Origin of the sequence: Bradyrhizobium canariense, assembly GCF_019402665.1 — a bacterium.
Classification (GTDB): domain Bacteria; phylum Pseudomonadota; class Alphaproteobacteria; order Rhizobiales; family Xanthobacteraceae; genus Bradyrhizobium; species Bradyrhizobium canariense.
The window spans coordinates 37,525-54,619 of record NZ_VSST01000043.1 but is presented as its reverse complement, the minus strand read 5'-3'; the positions used below and the strand labels follow the sequence as shown (position 1 = coordinate 54,619).

Here is a 17,095-nt window from a genome sequence, read left to right as displayed (position 1 = left end):
AAGGCGCAACGCGCCGTGCCCACCATCTTTCCAAAATCGCTGACAGAACTGGTGGGCACGCTTTCGCTTTGCCCACCCTACGAGACCGTCTGCTACTTCGCCGCTTCCGCAGCCATCACCGTGCGCACCGGATCGCCTTCGCGCAGCAGCGCGCCGGCGCGGGCCACGACGATATCGCCTTCGTTGAGGCCGTCGCGGATCTCGATATTGCCGCCCGACATCAGTCCGACCTCGACGCGCTTGGTCTCGACGCGGTTGCGGCGGATCACCTGCACGACGGTGCCGGCGGAGGAATACTGCACCGATGTCAGCGGCACCGCGACGTTGCAGCTCTGGCCCGACTTGATCAGCGCGCGGCCGCTCGCATTCAGCAACAGCCGCTTCTGCGCGGAAATGCCGATATAGACCATGCCTTGCTGGATGTTCGGCTCGACCGTCGGGCCGATGCGGCGTACCTTGCCGTCGATGTCGCCGGCGCCGGCGATGCGCACCGTCGCCACCTGGTTGACCGCGAGCTTGCGCATATCGCTGGTCGCGACGAGGGCGACGAGATCGTACTCGCTGCGCGCCACGATCGTGAACAGCGCCTCGCCCTTGGCGGAGGCGAGGTTGCCGATCTGCGCGGTCGACGTCGCGATCACGCCTGCCACGGGGGCGGTGACCTGAAGTGTGCCGCCCTCGGGCAGCGCCAGCCGCGCCAGCACCTGGCCTGCGGTGATGGTGTCGCCGGCTTCCGCCAGCACCTCCGTCACCTTCAGGCCGGGCCGCTCCGGCCGCACCGAGCTTGCCTCGCGCGCGAGGATGGTGCCGGTGCCCTCGACGATGTCGGAGAAACAGGATTTTGCGACCTTCAGCACCGTGACCGCCGGCCCCTTGGGCGCGTCGTCATCGGCGGCGGCAGCGGGCTGGGCCGACAGCAACAGCAGTCCGGTGAGCGCAACGAGATGTCTGGAAACAGAACGCGCAGGCAATGAACGCATGGGTCATTCCGGTTGGGGCCTTGACGGCCTTATCGTTAGCAGAAGCGATCGCTGCGAGCCAAGGGCACATCAGGGCCGGCCGAATGAGAATGCCGCAGCAGCACGGGCGGCGCGATGCCGCCCGTGATTTAGTCTTCGGGACCGGCGCCAAGGTTCGCTGTCTTCCACTGTCCCTGCGGCCATCCTTCGAGACGCCCGCCTGCGGCGGGCCCTCAGGATGAGGTCATGCTTCGCGGCGGGATGTCAGACCCTCATGGTGAGGAGCCCGCCAAAGCGGGCGTCTCGCACCATGCAGGCCGAACTCATCCCGCAGCGGAGCAATCTCACGGCAGGCTCAAGAACTCCACCCAGTTCGGCTTCTTGCCGGTGGCATAGGACTTCAGCTTGGCGAGCGCGCCGCTGCTCTGGTCGATGGCATAGACCGTCATGCTGTCGGAGAGCTCGCCGACTGCGGCGAGGTAGCGCCCGCTGGGATCGATGTGAAAGCCGCGCGGCTGCTTCTCGGTCGGCACGCTGCCGATGGTGGTCAGCTTGCCGGTGGTTGCATCGACCTTGTAGGCGGTGAGCGTGCTGGTGGTACGCTCGGAGGCGTACAGGAAACGGCCGTCGGGGGTAATGTGGATGTCGGCGGCCCAGGGCTTTCCGGTAAATCCTTCCGGCAGCGCGCTGGTGCGCTGGATCTCGTCCCATGCGCCGCCCTTGGCCTCATAGGCGAACGCCGCGACGTCGCCGTTCAGCTCGTGGAGGAGATAGACGAACTTGCCGTTGGGGTGGAACACGAAATGCCGCGGCCCCGATTTCTCTGGCACCTTGTGAGCCGGCGGATCGCTCGGCGTGAGCGTGCCGGTCGTGGCGTCGAACGCGAAGGCAAGAATCTGGTCGGAGCCGAGATTGGTCGCGAACGCGAAGCGGTTGTCGGGCGAGGGCAGGAAGGCGTGCGCGTTCAGTCCGGTCGGGATCACCTGCTTCGGCTCGCCCGCGACGCGGTTGGCGAGCAGCGGATTCAGTGCGACCTTGTTGCCGCCATAGGAGGCGCTGAACAGGAATTTGCCGCCGCGGTCGATGGCGATATTGGCCATGCTGTCGGCGAGCGGGCCGTTGCCGATATGGCTGAGCTGGCCCGTCTTGGGATCGATCGCAAAGCTCACCGCAACGAACGGCTGCGAGCGGACACCGGCGATCAGCACGCGATGATCGGGCGTGATCGCGAGCGGCGTCGAGGAGCCGGGCTTTTCGACGCCGGTGAAGGCGGCCTTCTGCACGGGCGTCATCTCGCCGCTCTCGGCCATTTTGAACACGCTGATGTCGTTACTGTCGGCATTGCCGACATAGGCGAAGGTCTCGGCCATGCCGGCGCGGACTCCAGAAATGAGAGTGAGGAAAGCAAGCGTGGTGGCGATCGCGGCGCGGGGTACGCCGGATCTGATGCGTCGGGTCGGTCTCAGCATGGGGTCCCTCCTGGATGCCGGTGCGGCATTTGTCGTTTTGCCGGGAGGATAGCGGCAGCCGCCCCGCCGCACCAAATTCCAATTGGGATCGATTGATGCCGAAATGGTATCGGTGGGAGGCTTACCGTATCGCCGCTGTGCGGGAGGGCAGATGGGGCCCGGGCGGGGTGTGGGGCGGCCCGAGCACGGTCCACACGGTGACCGCGAGCAGCGCGCAGGTCAGGATCGTCCAGGCGACAAGTCGTTTCCGCATCAGGCCGAATCCGTCAGTCATATGAATGAGAATGCTCCCGGGGGTGGGCCTGGCGATCGTGCGCTGCAAATCGCGGCGATCCTATGAACTCGTTCACAGGCGAACCGAACCAATGCCGCGCGAGCGCATTGAACCGGCATGCCCCGTGAAAACGATCTCGAAGGTAAGCCCGACATGGGCGGCAAGCATGGCGGTCAGGCGGGCCAGCCCAAGTCGCCGCCGCGCCCGCGTCAGGCCGAGCGCGATGAGGACGTCGTGGCAAAGCGCCACACCGGCCAAACCGATACCAACGCCGCGCCGACCAAACCAAAATAGCACCTCGCCCGCGCCGCTCGCGGACTGGGAACGGCAGCCTCGCCTTGCCGTTACCCTGATCCCGCGGGCGGAGCAGATCGAAACGGAGGCTGGCACGTGTTTTGGATTTATTGGGACACCGCCTGGTCGCTCATCATCAGTGGCATCATGTTCGCCACCATCGTCGCCCATCCCGACGCCGAGTTCGTCGAGATCCACGCGGCCAAGCAAATCAAGTGAGCCCGCGCCGTCCGGTTCAAGGCGCATCGTTGCATGCTGCGCCGCGCCCGGGACATTAGAATTCAAAATCTCAAATCATGCTGCCGGGCATGAAGCAGCGGATCTTGGCGCGGCCGTTGACGTAATACGGCCAGACCATGGTGCGGCCGGCGCGGTTTGGCTCGGTGATCACGGTGTCGTCCGGCACCTCGATCCAGTCGCCCAGGAGCCTGACACGATAATGTCCGTTGCTCGTGTCCCAGTCGACGTCGTCCAGGGCGGTGCCGTCGGCGTCGGCACAGCAGGGACCGCCGCCCTTGCTGTGCAGGCTCTCGAACCAGCCCTTGAGGGGAGAGTTCGCGTAGCGACCGTCGTCGCGGGCCTGCACGGACGGGCCGATCATGGCAGCAACCGCTACGAGAGTGATCATCCTGAATGCCGCGATCGCCATATCTCCTCGCTCGATCTCGCGCGCGCAAGAGCGCAGACGAGGAGCCGCCTGCGCTGCACGTGACGCAATGCCGGCTGGCGCCCGCTGATCGGGTTCCAGCCGTCTCAGCAGGGCAACCGCGAGGGTCGATGTTTGATCCTATTTTCAAGGGCGCGGACTTATCGAGTCCGCGCCTTGCTTCAGCTCTAACCCGGCAAGCGGTCAGTAGTCCCAGAACACCGGCACCCAACGGAAGGCGTCGCCGTCGGCTGCCACCCGGCCCACGGACGGGAACGGCAGGTGCGTCGCCACCAGCATTTCGCCGGTCTCGGCAAGCTGTCGCAACAGATGAACGCGAACGCGCGCGGCCTCCTCGGGGTCGTGCTCGAAGCCGTTAAACCAGTCGGGTTGCTCGAACCCGACGGCAAACACGGCATCGCCGGCGAATGTCAGCGCGTCATCGCCGGACGCCATGCGAACCACGCTGTGTCCGGGGGTGTGACCGCCGGTGCGACGGGCGATGACGCCGGGCGCAATCTCGTGCTCGTCATCGAACAGCCGCAGCTGAGGGCCGTACTCCTTCAGGAACTGCTTGGCGGTCGATCGAAGCGCGTCCGGAAACCCTTCCGGCATGGCAGTGCGGGAGAAATCAGGCTTTTCCCAGAATTTGACCTCGGCGGCCGCGACATGGATACGCAGGTCCTTGCGCAGCTGCTCCTTCACGCCGTCGACCAGCAGGCCGCCAATGTGGTCCATGTGCAGATGGGTCAACACCAGATCGGTCACCGCCGAAAGATCGATGCCGGCGGCCGCCAGTCGCCTGATCAACTGTCCGGCGCGCGGCAAGTTCAGGTTCGGGTCCGAGCCCAGTCCGGCGTCGATGAGGATGGTCTTGCCGCCGCTGCGGACCATGACGGCGTTCAGCGCCCAGTCGAAAGCGTCCTGCGGCAGGAACATGTCGTGCAGCCAGGTCGCCCGCACCGCCGGGTCAGCGTTGTGCGCGAGCATCTTGGTCGGCAACGGCAGCACGCCGTCGCTGACCACCAGCACGTCGATCTCGCCGATCTTCAGCGCGTAGCGCGACGGAACGAGCTCTTCGGGTCCCGATGACACGGGATATGAGGTGTTGTGCAGATTCATGTTGGTCTCCTGTTTTGAAGGGTTGGGCGCTCGGTTGGTGTTGACTCTGGCTGGTCATGGTTGAGCAGGCCGCGCCGCCAGGGAGAGCGCGGCCGTCATCGCTTGGTGGATTAGAGGCTCGTCACGCGTTCATCGCGCGGTCCAGCCGCCATCGACGGAGATCGTCGTCCCGGTGATCTGGTCGGCCGCGGCCGAGCACAAGAAGGCGACGGTGCCACCGATCTGCTTCGGGGAGGCGAAGTCCAGCGACGGCTGTTTTTCGGCGAGAAGCTCTTCGGCTGCTTGCTTCTGGCTGATGCCTTTCTCCGCCGCGATGTCGCTAATCTGTTTCTCCACGAGCGGCGTGCGCACCCAGCCGGGACAGACCGCGTTGCAAGTGACGCCGCTGCCGGCGGTTTCAAGGCCCACCACCTTGGTAAGGCCGACGAGGCCATGCTTGGCCGCGACATAGGCTGCCTTGTGGGTGGATGCGACGAGGCCATGCGTGGAGGCGATGTTGACGATGCGGCCCCATCGCTGCTTTTTCATCTGGGGCACGGCCGCAGCGATGCCGTGAAATGCCGCCGACAGATTGATGTCGAGAATGGTCTTCCACTTGGCGGGCGGAAACTCCTCGACTGGTGCGGTGAACTGGATGCCGGCATTATTGACGAGGATGTCGAGCCGTCCGAATTTTTCGATGGTCGCCTCGATCATTCCGCGCACGGCGTCGCCATCCGACATGTCGGTGCCGTCATACGCGACGCGCACGCCGTCCTCGCGTTCGATGCCGGCCCTGATGTTCTCGATCGCTCCCGGTTCGCCAAAGCCGTTCAGGACGATATCGGCGCCGAGGCTGGCCAGCTCTCTTGCGATCCCGAGGCCAATGCCGCTGGTCGATCCGGTGACGATCGCTACCTTGCCCTTCAACATGAAAAACTCCTTTCGATGATGGTTGCCGGCGACGTCAATCGCGGCGGTGAATGTCGTGGGTGACGATGCCGAGTTCGGAAGGCGGCGGCTCGAGTCGCCGTCCGTCGGCAAGCGTGCGGCGGATGTCGTCCCGCCCGCTTTGCCAGTGCGCCCGCATCGCCTTCGGTCCGAACTCGTAGTCCTTGGAGTGACCCTCATGGAGCTTGGACTGGTAGATCAGGTGGATGATGTTGTGGGAGCGGTGACGGGCGAGCTCGGCGATGGCGCGCATCTCGGGATCGTTTCTTGCGGCCTCCGGTAATCTGTCGATCGTCCGCTGCAGCGCCTGACGCATCTTCTGCATCCGCAGCGCCTGGTCGGTGACGGCGCGGGTGCGACTGGAATACTGAATGTCCTTCTGCCGGCTCGAAACCTCCATCATGTCGTGCGGCACGCGGCCCCGCGCCGACCAGAGATCGATCTGGAACGTCAGCGTGTCTTTCGCATCGCCCGACAGCACGCGGGAGAGAGGCGTGTTGGAGACCACGCCGCCATCCCAGTAATGCTCGGAATCGATTTCGACGGCGGGAAATCCGGGCGGCAGCGCGCCCGAAGCCATGAAGTGTTTCGGACCGAGCCGCCGCTCGGCTGTGTCGAAATAGGTGAGATTGCCGGTGCGGACGTTGACCGCGCCGACGCTGACGCGCACTTCGCCCGAGTTCAGCCGGTCGAAATCGACCAGCTGTTCCAGCGTCCGCTGCAACGGCGCCGTGTCATAGAAGCTGGTCGACGCGTCGCCCGAGAAGGGCGACCACAAGGGCGAGGGGAAGCGCGGCCTGAAGAAGCCGGGCTGGCCCTGGAACAGCGCGCGCATCGCGGCAAGCGTGTTGTGCAGGGAGTTGAAGTCGAACGCGAAGGGTAGCGCGCCGGCCAGTCCCTCGCCGGCAGGCCATTCCACCGGGGTTGCGCAGATCGTCTCCCAGAACTCGCGCAGCCGCGCCACGCGCTCGTCTTCCGGGGAGCCCGCGATGATGGCGGCGTTGAGCGCGCCGATCGAGATGCCCGCCAGCCAGTTCGGCCGGATCCCGGCCTCGTGCAAGCCTTCGTAGACGCCCGCCTGGTAGGCGCCGAGCGCGCCGCCACCCTGCAGCACCAGCGCAACGACGTCGTAGGGCAGCGGATTGATCGGTCGTGCGGAATCGATTTGTTCGCGCGTCACGTTGAACATGGCGACTACTCCTTGCAATGCGACCCGTTCGGTCAGCCGGCCTGTGTTTCGGTCAGGATTTCAGCTTCGGCTCCACGCGATCGCGCCACCGCGGACCGCTCCAGATAGTCGTGCACCACGGTGCCTAATCCGAGCGTCAGGTCGGCAACGATATGCTTGGCCGAGAGCACCTGAAGAACCGGCAGCTCGGCGACCGGCGCGAGCGCGTGGGAGAAGAGATCGAGCGCGGCGGGCCCCGTCCACGCGCCCTTCACCGTCACGTCTTCGAGATGGAAGCGGACCAGCTCGCAAATGCGCGCGGTGCCGTCGACATGCGGAATGATCTTCAGCAGGAAATTTGGCGCGATGAGCTTCCGTGCTTCGGCGGAAAGATCGAGGGCGCGATGCTTGTAGCCCATGGTGCCGGTGGCGATGCGCACCGAACCGTAGTCCAGCGTACCGACCAGGGTATCGGTCTCGACGGCCAGCTTCGGCTGGGCCAGCTTCTTGGGAAAGCCCCACAGCTCGCGGCCACCGGCGATCGGCGGATGGTCGTTGAGGAACATCTGGTGGACGAAGCTGCCGGTCTGGCCGCGGAAGGACACCGGGATGATCTGGCCGCTTTCCGTGTAGTCGCCGAAGCCGGTGGAATCGGGCATGCGAATGAATTCGTAATTCACCACAGGCTCGGTCAGCTCCAGCGGCTCCGGCACGATCCGGCGCAATGCCTCTGGGTCGGTCCGGTACTGGATGATGAAATATTCGCGATTGATGAAGCGATACGGGCCGGGCGGGAAAGCCGGGTTCGTCAGCGGCATCGCGAACGCGAGGTTGCGGATCTGCTGGTTCATGCTGTGGGCTCCTGATTGATCGGTCTGCAGTGGCGGCCGCGCGCCCCGCGGGAGCGCGGCCATCATCACGTGGGCGTCTAGACTTCGGTCAACCGTTCCGGATCGGCCGACGCGAGTGCCAGGGCGCGCTCCGCCTTCGGCGGATAGATCCAGACGGTGTTGATCTCACGCTTGGTCTTCTTGGCGACGTCGCCGACCAGCTCGACCTTGCGCTCCCATCCGCGTGTGAACAGCGCACCGGCTTCGCCAAGGTCGAGGCACGTGACGTAGGTCTTCTGGTGGTAGGGCCTGGTCGGAACGCCGAGCAATTCGGCCGCGGCATTGTTGCCGGCAAAGGCGCCCATCCGCGTGGCGTGCTGGCACGACATCAGTGCGTAATTGCCCTCGTCGTCGCAGGCGGCGCGTGCCGCGTCGCCGGCGGCGAAGACACCCTGAACGCCTGGCACCTGCAAGCAGCGATCGACCAGCAACCGTCCGAAATTGTCGCGCTCGGCGGGAATCCGCCCGGTCAACGGCGCCGCACGAATGCCCGCCGCCCAGATCACCGTCTCGGTTTCGATGTGCTCACCGCTGGAAAGGGTGACGCCGCTCTCGTCGAGCGCGGCGACGCCGGCGCCGAGCCGTGTCTCTACGCCAACCTTGCGCAAGGCTTCCTCGATGATGGGGCGGGCGCCTGCACCCATGTCGGGTGCGATCGCAGTGTTGCGATCGACGATGACGACGCGCGTCCTGGCATTGGGGCCCAGGATTTCGCGCAGCCGCGCCGGTATTTCGGTGGCCGCCTCGATCCCGGTGAAGCCGCCGCCGGCGACGACGACCGTGTCGCGTCCGTTCACGGCAGGCCGCTTCGCGAGACCATGCAGATGCTTGTCGAGCGCAACGGCATCGTCGAGCGAATCGACGCTGAAAGCATGCTCGGCGAGGCCCGGAATGTTCGGACGGAACAGCCGGCTGCCGGTGGTCACGACGAGGCGGTCGTAGGACAGCGTCTTTCGCGCGCCCTTCGCGGGCGTGATCTGCACCGTTCGGGCCTCGGTGTTGATCGTCTCGGCGCTGCCCTGGATGTAGTCGACGTCGATCGCCTCGAGGACGTCGAGCAGCGGGGCCGTCAGGGTTTCCGGCTTCGGCTCGTAGAGCCGCGGACGGACCACCAGCGTCGGCTCCGGTGAGACGAGCGCGATCTGCAGATCTTGCGGCGAGACGCCTCGGATGTCGCGCAGCCGGGCTGCGGAAAGGGCGGCGTACATGCCGGCGAAGCCGGCGCCGATGATGACGAGTCGCATGGATTCTCTCCTTGGTTGCTGTTCGAAAGACCGCGCGCGACCGCGCTGCTGCGTTGAGGGCAGCGTCCGCGTCAGCGCGTGGGTTTGGTTGGGTCGCTGGCCTTAGGGCGCGATGCAGCGTGCCTGCAGCGAATTCGGTGGCCGGCCGTAGCCTAGGACAACGGGCTGAAGCTCACTTCGACTCCAGTCCTGATAGGGAAGGCCGGGGCCATTTCGGATCATGATGGAAACGGGCGGCTGTGCCGGGTGCATGGTGTAAGCTGGAATTTCCACTTCCTCGCCCGTCGCCGACGTGAAGCGAACGGCCAGCGAGAGTCCGTACAAGGTCGCGGTCGCAAGGCTTCGGCGGCGTGAGGCAATCAGCCGTCGGTTGACGAAGTTTTTCCAGGTCATCTTTGGTCTCCCTCGATTGGTCTGGACATGGAGATGATGTAGCTGACCCGATTTGCCGGTGCCCCAGCGCGATTGCCGTCGTTGTCGAGAGATTGCTGCTAACGCATGCGCCTGCGCCAATCGCTCGGCGTCTCGCCCGTCAGCTTCTTGAATGCCGCGGCGAAGGCGGTCTGCGAGGAGTAACCAAGCGCCGCGGCGACCGAGACGATCGATTCGTCGCTCTCCCGCAGCATGTTCATGGCCTGCTCGAGCCGGTGCTGGCGCAGCCAGGCATGCGGCGACAGCCCGGTGCTCTCCTTGAAGGACCGGCAGAAATGGAAGCGCGATAGCCCGGCATCGGACGCCAGCGCATCGAGCGAGACGTCCGTTTCGCTATCGGAGCGCAATCGTTCGATTGCACGGAGCAGGACCTTCGGCGCCAGTCCGCCCATGGTCGGCTGGAACGTGGTTGGCGAGCCTGCATGCGCAGCCAAAAGGCGCGTGGCCAGAAGATCCGTGAGCTGATGCCGGAACAGCGTATCAAGCACGCCATGGCTCTCCAGCGAATCCGCCGCGCTCAGGAGCAGTCGGGACGTGATCGTGTCGGGATGCGCCGTTCGCTCAATCAATTCGGCGGGCCCGGCGGTTCCGGCCTCGCCGGCGATGCGCTGCAGCGTTGCGTCGGGAAGGTAAAGCTGCACGACGTCGACGGGCTTCGGAATGTCCCATCGGGAGCTCGACCCTTCCGGAACGATGTTCACGACCCCCGGACGAAACGTGCCGATCGAGATCGATTTTCCCGAGCGCCGCTCCATGCGCTGCATCACGCCTTTATGCGCCATGACCACGTGGTGGCGCATGGGCTCGACGACGTCGTGCAGCGGATCATGCTTCCAGTGCGCGATACCGGCACCCGAGGAGTCCAGCGCCACGCGAAACGGCTCGGTCCTGAGCACACGCGCCATCTCCGCGTCGGCGGCGCGCCGTTCGGACGTCGAGCGGTCGTCAGGCTGTGCGTCGGGTGCGGGCGGCAAGCCCTTGTGCGAGGGATTGCGCATGAGTGCAATGTTCCCGGTCATGGTGTGGCTCCTCCTGATCAGCTCGGGCTCTCGATCAGTCGTCCGCATTTGTACGGAACGGCGCGTGTTCTATGCGCCGCGATTGCGGTGCGTATTTCCTGAACCCGGCATGCTTTGTCCGATCCTGCTCCAAGCCGGCCCGCGCTTTCGCGAACGCACGGCGGGCGGGCGGGGAGGGGAGTGCTTGTAAGAAAAGGGGGGCAGGCCGCCACACGGCCGTCACATCGATGTCGCGATTGGGCACGCTTGTGGCGCGGGATGGCCGGATTTCGAAGCGGACAAGCCTTGTCCGATTCCGCGACACATCCTCCAAACGGCGGGACCGGATGACCGGGGCGCCGCTACGCCGCGGCCGCCTGTGCCGACAACAGCTGCTTCAGTTTCGCCGCCGGCACGGCAGGGCTGAACAGCCAGCCTTGCATCTGGCTGCATCCGAGCTGGAGCAGCACCGCGCGCTGCGCTTCGGTCTCGACGCCTTCGGCGGTCGTCGCCATGTGGCGGGCGGCGGCCATGTGCACCACCGCCTGCACGATCGGCGAGGAATCCTCGGGTTCGCCGATGTCGCTGATGAAGCTGCGGTCGATCTTGATCTTGTCGAACGGAAAACGATGCAAATAGCTCAGCGACGAATAGCCGGTGCCGAAATCGTCGAGCGCGATGCGCACTCCGAGTTCGCGCAACTGCTGCAGGATCGTCAGCGCCTCCTGGTCATCGCGGATCAGGACGGTCTCGGTGATCTCGAGCTCGAGCCGTCCGGGCGCGAGCCCCGACTCGGCGAGCGCGGCTGCCACCTTCAGCGCCAATGTCCGCGAGCGGAACTGCACCGGCGAGACGTTGACCGCGATGTCGATGTCGCCGGGCCAGCTGGCGGCCTCGAGACAGGCCTGCCTCAGCACCCATTCGCCGATCTCGCCGATCAATCCGGTCTCTTCCGCAACCGGGATGAAATCGGCGGGCGAGACCATGCCGCGCTCCGGATGATGCCAGCGCAGCAGCGCTTCGCAGCCGGTGACAACGTTGGCCGCGAGATCGACCAGCGGCTGGTAGTGCACCTCGAACTCGCCGCGGGCCAGCGCCTGCCGCAGATCGAACTCGAGCTGGCGGCGCAGCCGCGCCTTGGCGTCGTATTCGGGCGCGAAGACACGGAAGGTACGGCGGCCCTCGGATTTTGCCGCATACATCGCGAGATCGGCGCGCTTGAGCAGATCGTCGGGATTGTCGCCGTGGTCGGGTGCGATCGCGATGCCGATGCTGGCATCGGTCGGGATGTCCTGGCCGTTGCAGTCCACGGGCGCGCGCAGCGCCTTCAGGATCTGCTCGGCCAGGGCCGTCAGCTCGGCCTCATCGCGGGTGCCGGCCTTGACAATGGCGAATTCGTCACCGCCCAGCCGCGCGACCATGTCGTTGCCGCTGACGCAGGCGCGCAGGCGGTTCGCGACCTGGCGCAGCAACTCGTCGCCGACCTCGTGTCCCAGCGAATCGTTGACGCCCTTGAACTCGTCGACGTCGATATAGAGGATCGCGAACGGCTTGCCCTGGGCAAGCTCGGCGACGCGCCGCTCCAGATGGCCGCGCATCAGCACGCGGTTGGGCAGGTCGGTCAGCGCGTCGTAATGCGCCATATGCGCGATGCGCTCGTCGGCGCGGATGCGCTCGGTGACGTCGTCATGGGTCGCGAGCCAGCCGCCGGCGGCGCCGGGCTGGTTCTTGATCTCGATCAGGCGGCCATCGGAGGTCTCGACGATCGTGCTCTGCGTCTGCCCGGCATCGCCCAAAATGCGGTCGCAATAGGAATCGACGTCGCCGTGGAACGAGCCGGTGTCGTGGCGATGCCGGATCACCTGGCGGAAATATGCGCCGGGCTTCACCACATCGGCCGATAGCCCATACATCTCGATGTAGCGCCGGTTGCAGACGATCAGCCGCTCGTCCTGGTCGAACATCAGGAGACCCTGCGTCATCGTGTTCATCGCGGTGTCGAGCTGCTGCTTCTCCACGGCGAGCCGGCGGGTCATCTGGCGGAAGATGAAATAGAGCGTGAGTACGAGCAGGCCGATCGACAGCACGGCGACGGCCACGAAGAATTTCGTTTGCGTGTGCCATGTCGCCAGCGCCGCATCCAGCGACTTGGTCGCGACCACGACCAGCGGCTCGCCGGTCAGGAGGCGTGCGGCGACGATGCGATCCTTGCCGTCGATCGGGCTTGCGAGCTGCATCGTGACGAAGGTTCGCTCGAACACCGCCATCTGCTCGCGCGTGCCGTTGCGGAAATTCTGCCCGATCATCGCCTCCACATGCGGAACGCGCGCGAGCAACTGGCCGTTCTGGTGATGCATCGCGATCGAGGAATCCTCGCCGAGCCCGCTCGAGGCGAAGAAGGATTCGAGTTGCTCCGGCGCGATCGCGCGCGAGACCAACCCGAGGAATTCGCCGTGGGGGCCGGAGACGCGGCGCGCGAATACGATGACCGGTCCGCTGCCCAACCGTCCGGGTACGACCTCGACCGCCTCCTGCGAAGCCGGATCGTTCTTGAGGCGATCGAAATAGCCGCGGTCGGCGACCGAAACATCGGCGACCGGCCAGCGCCGCGACGAGTTGATCAGCACGCCCCTGGCGTCGAACACGTTGGCACCGGCGACGTCGGACCAGCCGCTGGCTTTGGCGCGCAGCACCTCGTGCATGGCGAGCGTGCCCATCTCGCTGCGGAAGACGTCTGCGGATTCGATGCCATGGCTTTCGAGTTCCGCGATGATGCTCTTCTGCAGCACCGCAAAATCCTCGAACTCGCGGTCGAAATGGCGGGCGAGCAACCGGACCGCGCTCTCCACGCTGCCACGGCCGCTTTCAATTGCATTCTGCCGGAAGCGGTCGACAGTGAGCGCGGTGCCCACAGCCATTGCGGCCATCAGCACGAAGCCGCCTGCGATCAGCCATGTCAGCGGCGCTCCGCGCCAACGGCGCAGCAACGCGCGCATGCGCGCGCTCCATCGGATCGATGTGCCCATGCAGCCCTCCCGTGGGATGCAAGATGCGGCAAAACCGACAAGAGCGCGTTACCAGTGAGGGTTAGGAAAACATGAATCGGAATGGAATCAGAGGGTTGGTTCCATCGCTTGTCTGAAGGCGCGGTGGACCATGGTTCCCTCAGCGTCGGATTTCCCATCTCAACGCTTCCGCATTGGTCTTGGCGAACATCGATGGCACGTCGAAGGCCCCGGTCTTGAGGTCATAGCGGCAGCGCCAGTCGGCCAATCCCTTCACGGCGACGTTCTTCGGATGCTTGTCCATTTCGCCCGACAACGAGATCACGAGGTAACGGTTGTCCGGCCAGTGCACGCCGAGCCCGCGATAGGCCTCTTCGGTGCCTTTCACGAGATTGGCCGAGATGTGGTAGTCGAGCTTCATCTTCCCAGTTTCCGGCCGGCCGTGGAAATAGGCCCAGGCCAAGTCGCTGAGCGAGGTCTTCGTCGCGCTGACGAAGGCACCCTTCTCGGCATGGTAGAGATAGAGGTCCTGCTCGCCGGAACCGGTCTTCTGCATCCGCACCAGCCATTGCGAGTCGGGGGTGAAGCGGAAGCCGGCCCCGTAGCCCTGCTCGGGCTTGAGCTCCGTCATCTGTTCGCCACGCCTCGTCCAGGCCTGCCATTTGACGTCGAAATCGCCGCCGTCCTTCATGTACTGCTCGATCCCCGTGGCGCCGTCGGGTGAGGTGAAGGCGAGATCGGCATTGTCGGTGAGGATGTAATCCGGCGGCGGGCCGGACGCGGCGAGCCCTGGAGTTGCGGCCATTGTCAGGGCAAGCACCAGCCCAACAGGCCATTGTGCGGGACGGCAAAATGCGTTCACGGGACAATTCCTCGAGAAAAATGCCGCGATGCGGCCTTGAGCATTTGACACCGGCGGGGGTGCGTCGGTTCATCGCCGTGCCGGCTCATCATCCTATCGACCGTCTTGCTGCCGTGACCAAAACGGCGCACCTTGCCGGGCCGATTGATTTGCAAAATTCTTCCTGATCAGGGTTCGTTTCCGATGTTGACCGCATCCAAGGCCTTCATTGCATTCTGTCTGTTCGCGGTGGGCGGCACCGTGCTGGTGATCGGCCCCACCGAGCTGCGTCGCCTGTTGCCGATGGGGGCGAAGACCGACATCGCCGCCAAGCCGGAACCCAAGGTCGAGCCCAAGCCGGAAGAGCCCAAGCTCGCCGCGGTCGCGCCGCCGGCGCCAGCTGCGTCTCCGGCACCGGCCCCCGAGCCGAAGGCGGGTGCGCTGGCCGAGACGCAAAAGCAGGTCACGGCCGCGCTTGCCGATCTTGCACCGGTCAAGCCGCCGCCGGCGGTTGCCGATAGCGGCCCCCGCTTCGACGTCGCACGCGTCGACGATCACGGCGAGGCGGCGGTGATCGCGGGCCAGGCGACGCCGGGCGCCAAGGTCGAGCTGCTGCGCGACGGCAAGCCGCTCGACACGGTGGTCGCGGATGCGTCGGGCCAATTCGTGATGACGCCGCCGCAGCTTCCCGCCGGTTCCTACGAGCTGACCCTGCGGGCGAAATCGCCTGACGGCACCGTCACGCAATCCGGCCGCAGCATGCCGGTGACGATCGCCGAAGCCGCGCCACCGCCCGCACGCCCTGCACCCGCCGCGAGGCAAGAGACGAAGCAGGAAGCGAAGGCCGAGAAGCCCGACGACAAGTCGGATGTCGTGGCATCTTTATCGGACAGGCCTGCGGCCCGCCCCCGACTGATGGGCGCACCGAAACCGAAGGGCGGGTCAGGGGTGATGGCGCGGGCGCCCGCGGCCACGGCGGTTGCATCGGCCTCGCCGGCGGATGTCGTCGGCGGTGCACCGGCGGAAACAGGCGGCAGCCGGGTGATCTCCCGCGGCGACAGCCTATGGGCGCTCAGCCGGCTCGCTTATGGCGACGGCGCCCGCTTTGCGGTGATCTACAACGCCAACCGCGCCAAGATCCACAATCCCAATTTGATCTATCCTGGCCAGACTTTCGTGCTGCCCCAGAAGGCGGAGTGAAGGCGGCGCTTCGCCGCTGCGCCTGCGGCCGTCCTTCGAGACGCCCGCCTGCGGCGGGCCCTCAGGATGAGGGATGAGTCTGCGGCGGCAATTTCAACGCAGACGGATGTGCTGCCAAGCCTCATCCTGAGGAGGCCGCGAAGCGGTCGTCTCGAAGGGCGAGGCGCTCGCTCAGGCGCCGCCGAGACGTCCTAAGCAAATACCGCGACGCTTTGCCCTGTACGCTTCCGGAACATTTGGTTCCCTCGCGCGTCATTGTGATGCGACGCGATGCGCGCTTGGCGCCGGAGGAGGGCCAAGGTGGACAGGTCAGTGGTCATGTCGAGATCACGCTTGGGACCCAAGCTGGGGCTGGCGCTAACGGGCGCAACGCTGGCGATTCTGGCGCTCCTGCTGCCAAGCCGCGCCGAGGCGCAGTTCGGCTTCCGCGGCGGCCCGCTCGGTGTCGCGCGCTTTGCCGTCGGCCACATGATCGGCATGTCTCGCTTGCGCCATGCCCGCATGGCGGTGCGGGGCAGCCGATACCGCTCCGCAGCGTTGAGGTCGCAAGATCCTCGCGGCGCAGAGCGCGGCCAGCCTGCCAATCCTTACGTCCTCCGTGCCGCGATGACGGCGCAAGCCGCGCTGTCGGGCTGGCGCGGCGGCCGCCGTCCGCAGGGCTGGTGGCGCCATCCCGACGGCAGCTACGGCTGGGTCGGCCCGGTGTTCTGGCCGTTCGCGCATGACGACCTCACCACCGCAATCATCCTCGGCGATGCGACCAGCCTCTCGCTCTATGGCTATGGCGACATCTATGCCGCGATCTTCGCGCCCTATGCGGCCACCGAGCTTGCGGCCTACACCACGCCGCAAGGCCGTCGCGGCCGGCGAGTCCCGACCGCGGAGACGGTCTGCGATGCCAGCGACACCGGCGGCCTGCCGGTGGACCGCATCGCCGCTATCGTGCAGCCGAATGAATTGCAGCGCACAGCGCTCGACGAGCTCGCCACCGCGTGGGCATCCGCGCGCGACACCATCCGCGCCGCCTGTCCGACGCAGGTCCCCGCGACGGCCATGGAGCGCCTCGGCCTGATGCGCGAGCGCATCGAGGCCATGATCAAGGCAACGGATGCCGTCGCGCCATCGCTCGCCAAATTCGTCGATCTCCTCGACGACGACCAGAAGGCCAAGCTCGACAGCCTGGCCAAGGACCGCCGCGCCGCGCTTGCAGCCATCCAGCAAAAGAATCCCCAGACGGCATCGGCCTGCCAGGCGGACAGCGATCCCCGCTACGACGAGAAGCTGCAGCGCCAATATGAGCAGCTCGTGCAGCAGCAATGGCCCGCGGCCGAGATCGCGTCCATCCTCAAGCTCGACGACACCGGCCGCGCCCGCCTCGACGTGCTCCAGGACACCACGCTGCGCACCATGGAAACGCTCAGCGCCTGTCCGTCACAGGCCGGACCGACACCACAGGCCCGCCTCACCGCCGCGAAGGCGCGGCTGGAGACGATGCTGCAGGCCGTGAACGGCGTCAGTGACGCGCTCGATGATTTCGAGGCGGACCTGAGCGACGAGCAGAAGGCCGGGTTCGAGGCGATGGGGCCGAAGCGCGGGGCGTGATCACCCGCACCGCTTCCAGCC

General features: G+C 65.9%; 17 protein-coding genes. 4 read left to right on the top strand and 13 right to left on the bottom strand.

What is annotated here, in order from left to right:
• Positions 1-92: 92 nt before the first annotated feature.
• The 3 genes from FXB41_RS23420 to FXB41_RS23410 all read right to left on the bottom strand — a co-directional run bounded on the left by FXB41_RS23420 (position 93) and on the right by FXB41_RS23410 (position 2,702).
• Positions 93-980 carry an efflux RND transporter periplasmic adaptor subunit gene (locus FXB41_RS23420; RefSeq protein ID WP_219683377.1) on the bottom strand — a complete coding sequence of 296 codons (888 nt, stop codon included), beginning with the start codon at positions 978-980 and terminating at the stop codon, positions 93-95.
• Positions 981-1,303: 323 nt separating this feature from the next.
• Positions 1,304-2,428, bottom strand: a complete 1,125-nt coding sequence (locus FXB41_RS23415) for a lactonase family protein (protein WP_219683376.1) — start codon at positions 2,426-2,428, stop codon at positions 1,304-1,306.
• 121 nt (positions 2,429-2,549) lie between these two features.
• Positions 2,550-2,702 carry a hypothetical protein gene (locus tag FXB41_RS23410; RefSeq protein WP_210161956.1) on the bottom strand — a complete coding sequence of 51 codons (153 nt, stop codon included), beginning with the start codon at positions 2,700-2,702 and terminating at the stop codon, positions 2,550-2,552.
• A gap of 117 nt (positions 2,703-2,819) precedes the next feature.
• Between FXB41_RS23410 and FXB41_RS23405 the strand changes: the two genes are divergently transcribed.
• Positions 2,820-2,996, top strand: a complete 177-nt coding sequence (locus tag FXB41_RS23405; protein WP_219683392.1) for a hypothetical protein — start codon at positions 2,820-2,822, stop codon at positions 2,994-2,996.
• Positions 2,997-3,092: 96 nt separating this feature from the next.
• Positions 3,093-3,215, top strand: coding sequence for a hypothetical protein (locus FXB41_RS41550; RefSeq protein ID WP_007599008.1), 123 nt, complete (start codon positions 3,093-3,095; stop codon positions 3,213-3,215).
• Between the two features lie 70 nt (positions 3,216-3,285).
• Here the strand turns inward: FXB41_RS41550 and FXB41_RS23400 are convergent, their stop codons facing one another.
• The 10 genes from FXB41_RS23400 to FXB41_RS23355 all read right to left on the bottom strand — a co-directional run bounded on the left by FXB41_RS23400 (position 3,286) and on the right by FXB41_RS23355 (position 14,293).
• Positions 3,286-3,645, bottom strand: coding sequence for a hypothetical protein (locus FXB41_RS23400; RefSeq protein ID WP_219683375.1), 360 nt, complete (start codon positions 3,643-3,645; stop codon positions 3,286-3,288).
• Between the two features lie 201 nt (positions 3,646-3,846).
• Positions 3,847-4,764, bottom strand: a complete 918-nt coding sequence (locus tag FXB41_RS23395; protein ID WP_007599011.1) for an MBL fold metallo-hydrolase — start codon at positions 4,762-4,764, stop codon at positions 3,847-3,849.
• A gap of 129 nt (positions 4,765-4,893) precedes the next feature.
• Positions 4,894-5,676, bottom strand: a complete 783-nt coding sequence (locus tag FXB41_RS23390; protein ID WP_219683374.1) for a 3-hydroxybutyrate dehydrogenase — start codon at positions 5,674-5,676, stop codon at positions 4,894-4,896.
• A gap of 34 nt (positions 5,677-5,710) precedes the next feature.
• A complete protein-coding gene (locus FXB41_RS23385; protein ID WP_219683373.1) occupies positions 5,711-6,883 on the bottom strand; it encodes a patatin-like phospholipase family protein in 1,173 nt (390 codons plus the stop codon).
• A 32-nt stretch (positions 6,884-6,915) separates the two neighbouring features.
• Positions 6,916-7,713 carry an acetoacetate decarboxylase gene (locus FXB41_RS23380; RefSeq protein WP_007599014.1) on the bottom strand — a complete coding sequence of 266 codons (798 nt, stop codon included), beginning with the start codon at positions 7,711-7,713 and terminating at the stop codon, positions 6,916-6,918.
• 77 nt (positions 7,714-7,790) lie between these two features.
• Positions 7,791-8,996, bottom strand: coding sequence for an NAD(P)/FAD-dependent oxidoreductase (locus FXB41_RS23375; protein WP_219683372.1), 1,206 nt, complete (start codon positions 8,994-8,996; stop codon positions 7,791-7,793).
• A gap of 102 nt (positions 8,997-9,098) precedes the next feature.
• Entirely contained in the window at positions 9,099-9,389 is a 291-nt protein-coding gene (locus tag FXB41_RS23370) for a hypothetical protein (protein WP_007599017.1), read from the bottom strand.
• Positions 9,390-9,487: 98 nt separating this feature from the next.
• Positions 9,488-10,447 (bottom strand): helix-turn-helix domain-containing protein, encoded by a 960-nt coding sequence (locus FXB41_RS23365; protein WP_219683371.1) that lies wholly within the window; start codon positions 10,445-10,447, stop codon positions 9,488-9,490.
• Positions 10,448-10,788: 341 nt separating this feature from the next.
• Positions 10,789-13,452 (bottom strand): bifunctional diguanylate cyclase/phosphodiesterase, encoded by a 2,664-nt coding sequence (locus FXB41_RS23360; protein ID WP_219683370.1) that lies wholly within the window; start codon positions 13,450-13,452, stop codon positions 10,789-10,791.
• Between the two features lie 139 nt (positions 13,453-13,591).
• A complete protein-coding gene (locus FXB41_RS23355) occupies positions 13,592-14,293 on the bottom strand; it encodes a hypothetical protein (protein WP_219683369.1) in 702 nt (233 codons plus the stop codon).
• 183 nt (positions 14,294-14,476) lie between these two features.
• Between FXB41_RS23355 and FXB41_RS23350 the strand changes: the two genes are divergently transcribed.
• Entirely contained in the window at positions 14,477-15,472 is a 996-nt protein-coding gene (locus FXB41_RS23350; RefSeq protein ID WP_219683368.1) for a LysM peptidoglycan-binding domain-containing protein, read from the top strand.
• A 318-nt stretch (positions 15,473-15,790) separates the two neighbouring features.
• The gene (locus FXB41_RS23345) at positions 15,791-17,074 is read left to right on the top strand and encodes a Spy/CpxP family protein refolding chaperone (protein ID WP_219683367.1); all 1,284 of its coding nucleotides are present in this window, start codon (positions 15,791-15,793) and stop codon (positions 17,072-17,074) included.
• The last annotated feature ends 21 nt before the right edge of the window (positions 17,075-17,095 follow it).

Coding starts and splice junctions, on each gene's coding strand:
- FXB41_RS23420 (WP_219683377.1), bottom strand. CDS start 980: ATGCGTTCATTGCCTGCGCGTTCTGTTTCCAGACATCTCGTTGCGCTC.
- FXB41_RS23415 (WP_219683376.1), bottom strand. CDS start 2,428: ATGCTGAGACCGACCCGACGCATCAGATCCGGCGTACCCCGCGCCGCG.
- FXB41_RS23410 (WP_210161956.1), bottom strand. CDS start 2,702: ATGACTGACGGATTCGGCCTGATGCGGAAACGACTTGTCGCCTGGACG.
- FXB41_RS23405 (WP_219683392.1), top strand. CDS start 2,820: ATGCCCCGTGAAAACGATCTCGAAGGTAAGCCCGACATGGGCGGCAAG.
- FXB41_RS23400 (WP_219683375.1), bottom strand. CDS start 3,645: ATGGCGATCGCGGCATTCAGGATGATCACTCTCGTAGCGGTTGCTGCC.
- FXB41_RS23395 (WP_007599011.1), bottom strand. CDS start 4,764: ATGAATCTGCACAACACCTCATATCCCGTGTCATCGGGACCCGAAGAG.
- FXB41_RS23390 (WP_219683374.1), bottom strand. CDS start 5,676: ATGTTGAAGGGCAAGGTAGCGATCGTCACCGGATCGACCAGCGGCATT.
- FXB41_RS23385 (WP_219683373.1), bottom strand. CDS start 6,883: ATGTTCAACGTGACGCGCGAACAAATCGATTCCGCACGACCGATCAAT.
- FXB41_RS23380 (WP_007599014.1), bottom strand. CDS start 7,713: ATGAACCAGCAGATCCGCAACCTCGCGTTCGCGATGCCGCTGACGAAC.
- FXB41_RS23375 (WP_219683372.1), bottom strand. CDS start 8,996: ATGCGACTCGTCATCATCGGCGCCGGCTTCGCCGGCATGTACGCCGCC.
- FXB41_RS23370 (WP_007599017.1), bottom strand. CDS start 9,389: ATGACCTGGAAAAACTTCGTCAACCGACGGCTGATTGCCTCACGCCGC.
- FXB41_RS23365 (WP_219683371.1), bottom strand. CDS start 10,447: ATGACCGGGAACATTGCACTCATGCGCAATCCCTCGCACAAGGGCTTG.
- FXB41_RS23360 (WP_219683370.1), bottom strand. CDS start 13,452: ATGGGCACATCGATCCGATGGAGCGCGCGCATGCGCGCGTTGCTGCGC.
- FXB41_RS23350 (WP_219683368.1), top strand. CDS start 14,477: ATGTTGACCGCATCCAAGGCCTTCATTGCATTCTGTCTGTTCGCGGTG.
- FXB41_RS23345 (WP_219683367.1), top strand. CDS start 15,791: ATGTCGAGATCACGCTTGGGACCCAAGCTGGGGCTGGCGCTAACGGGC.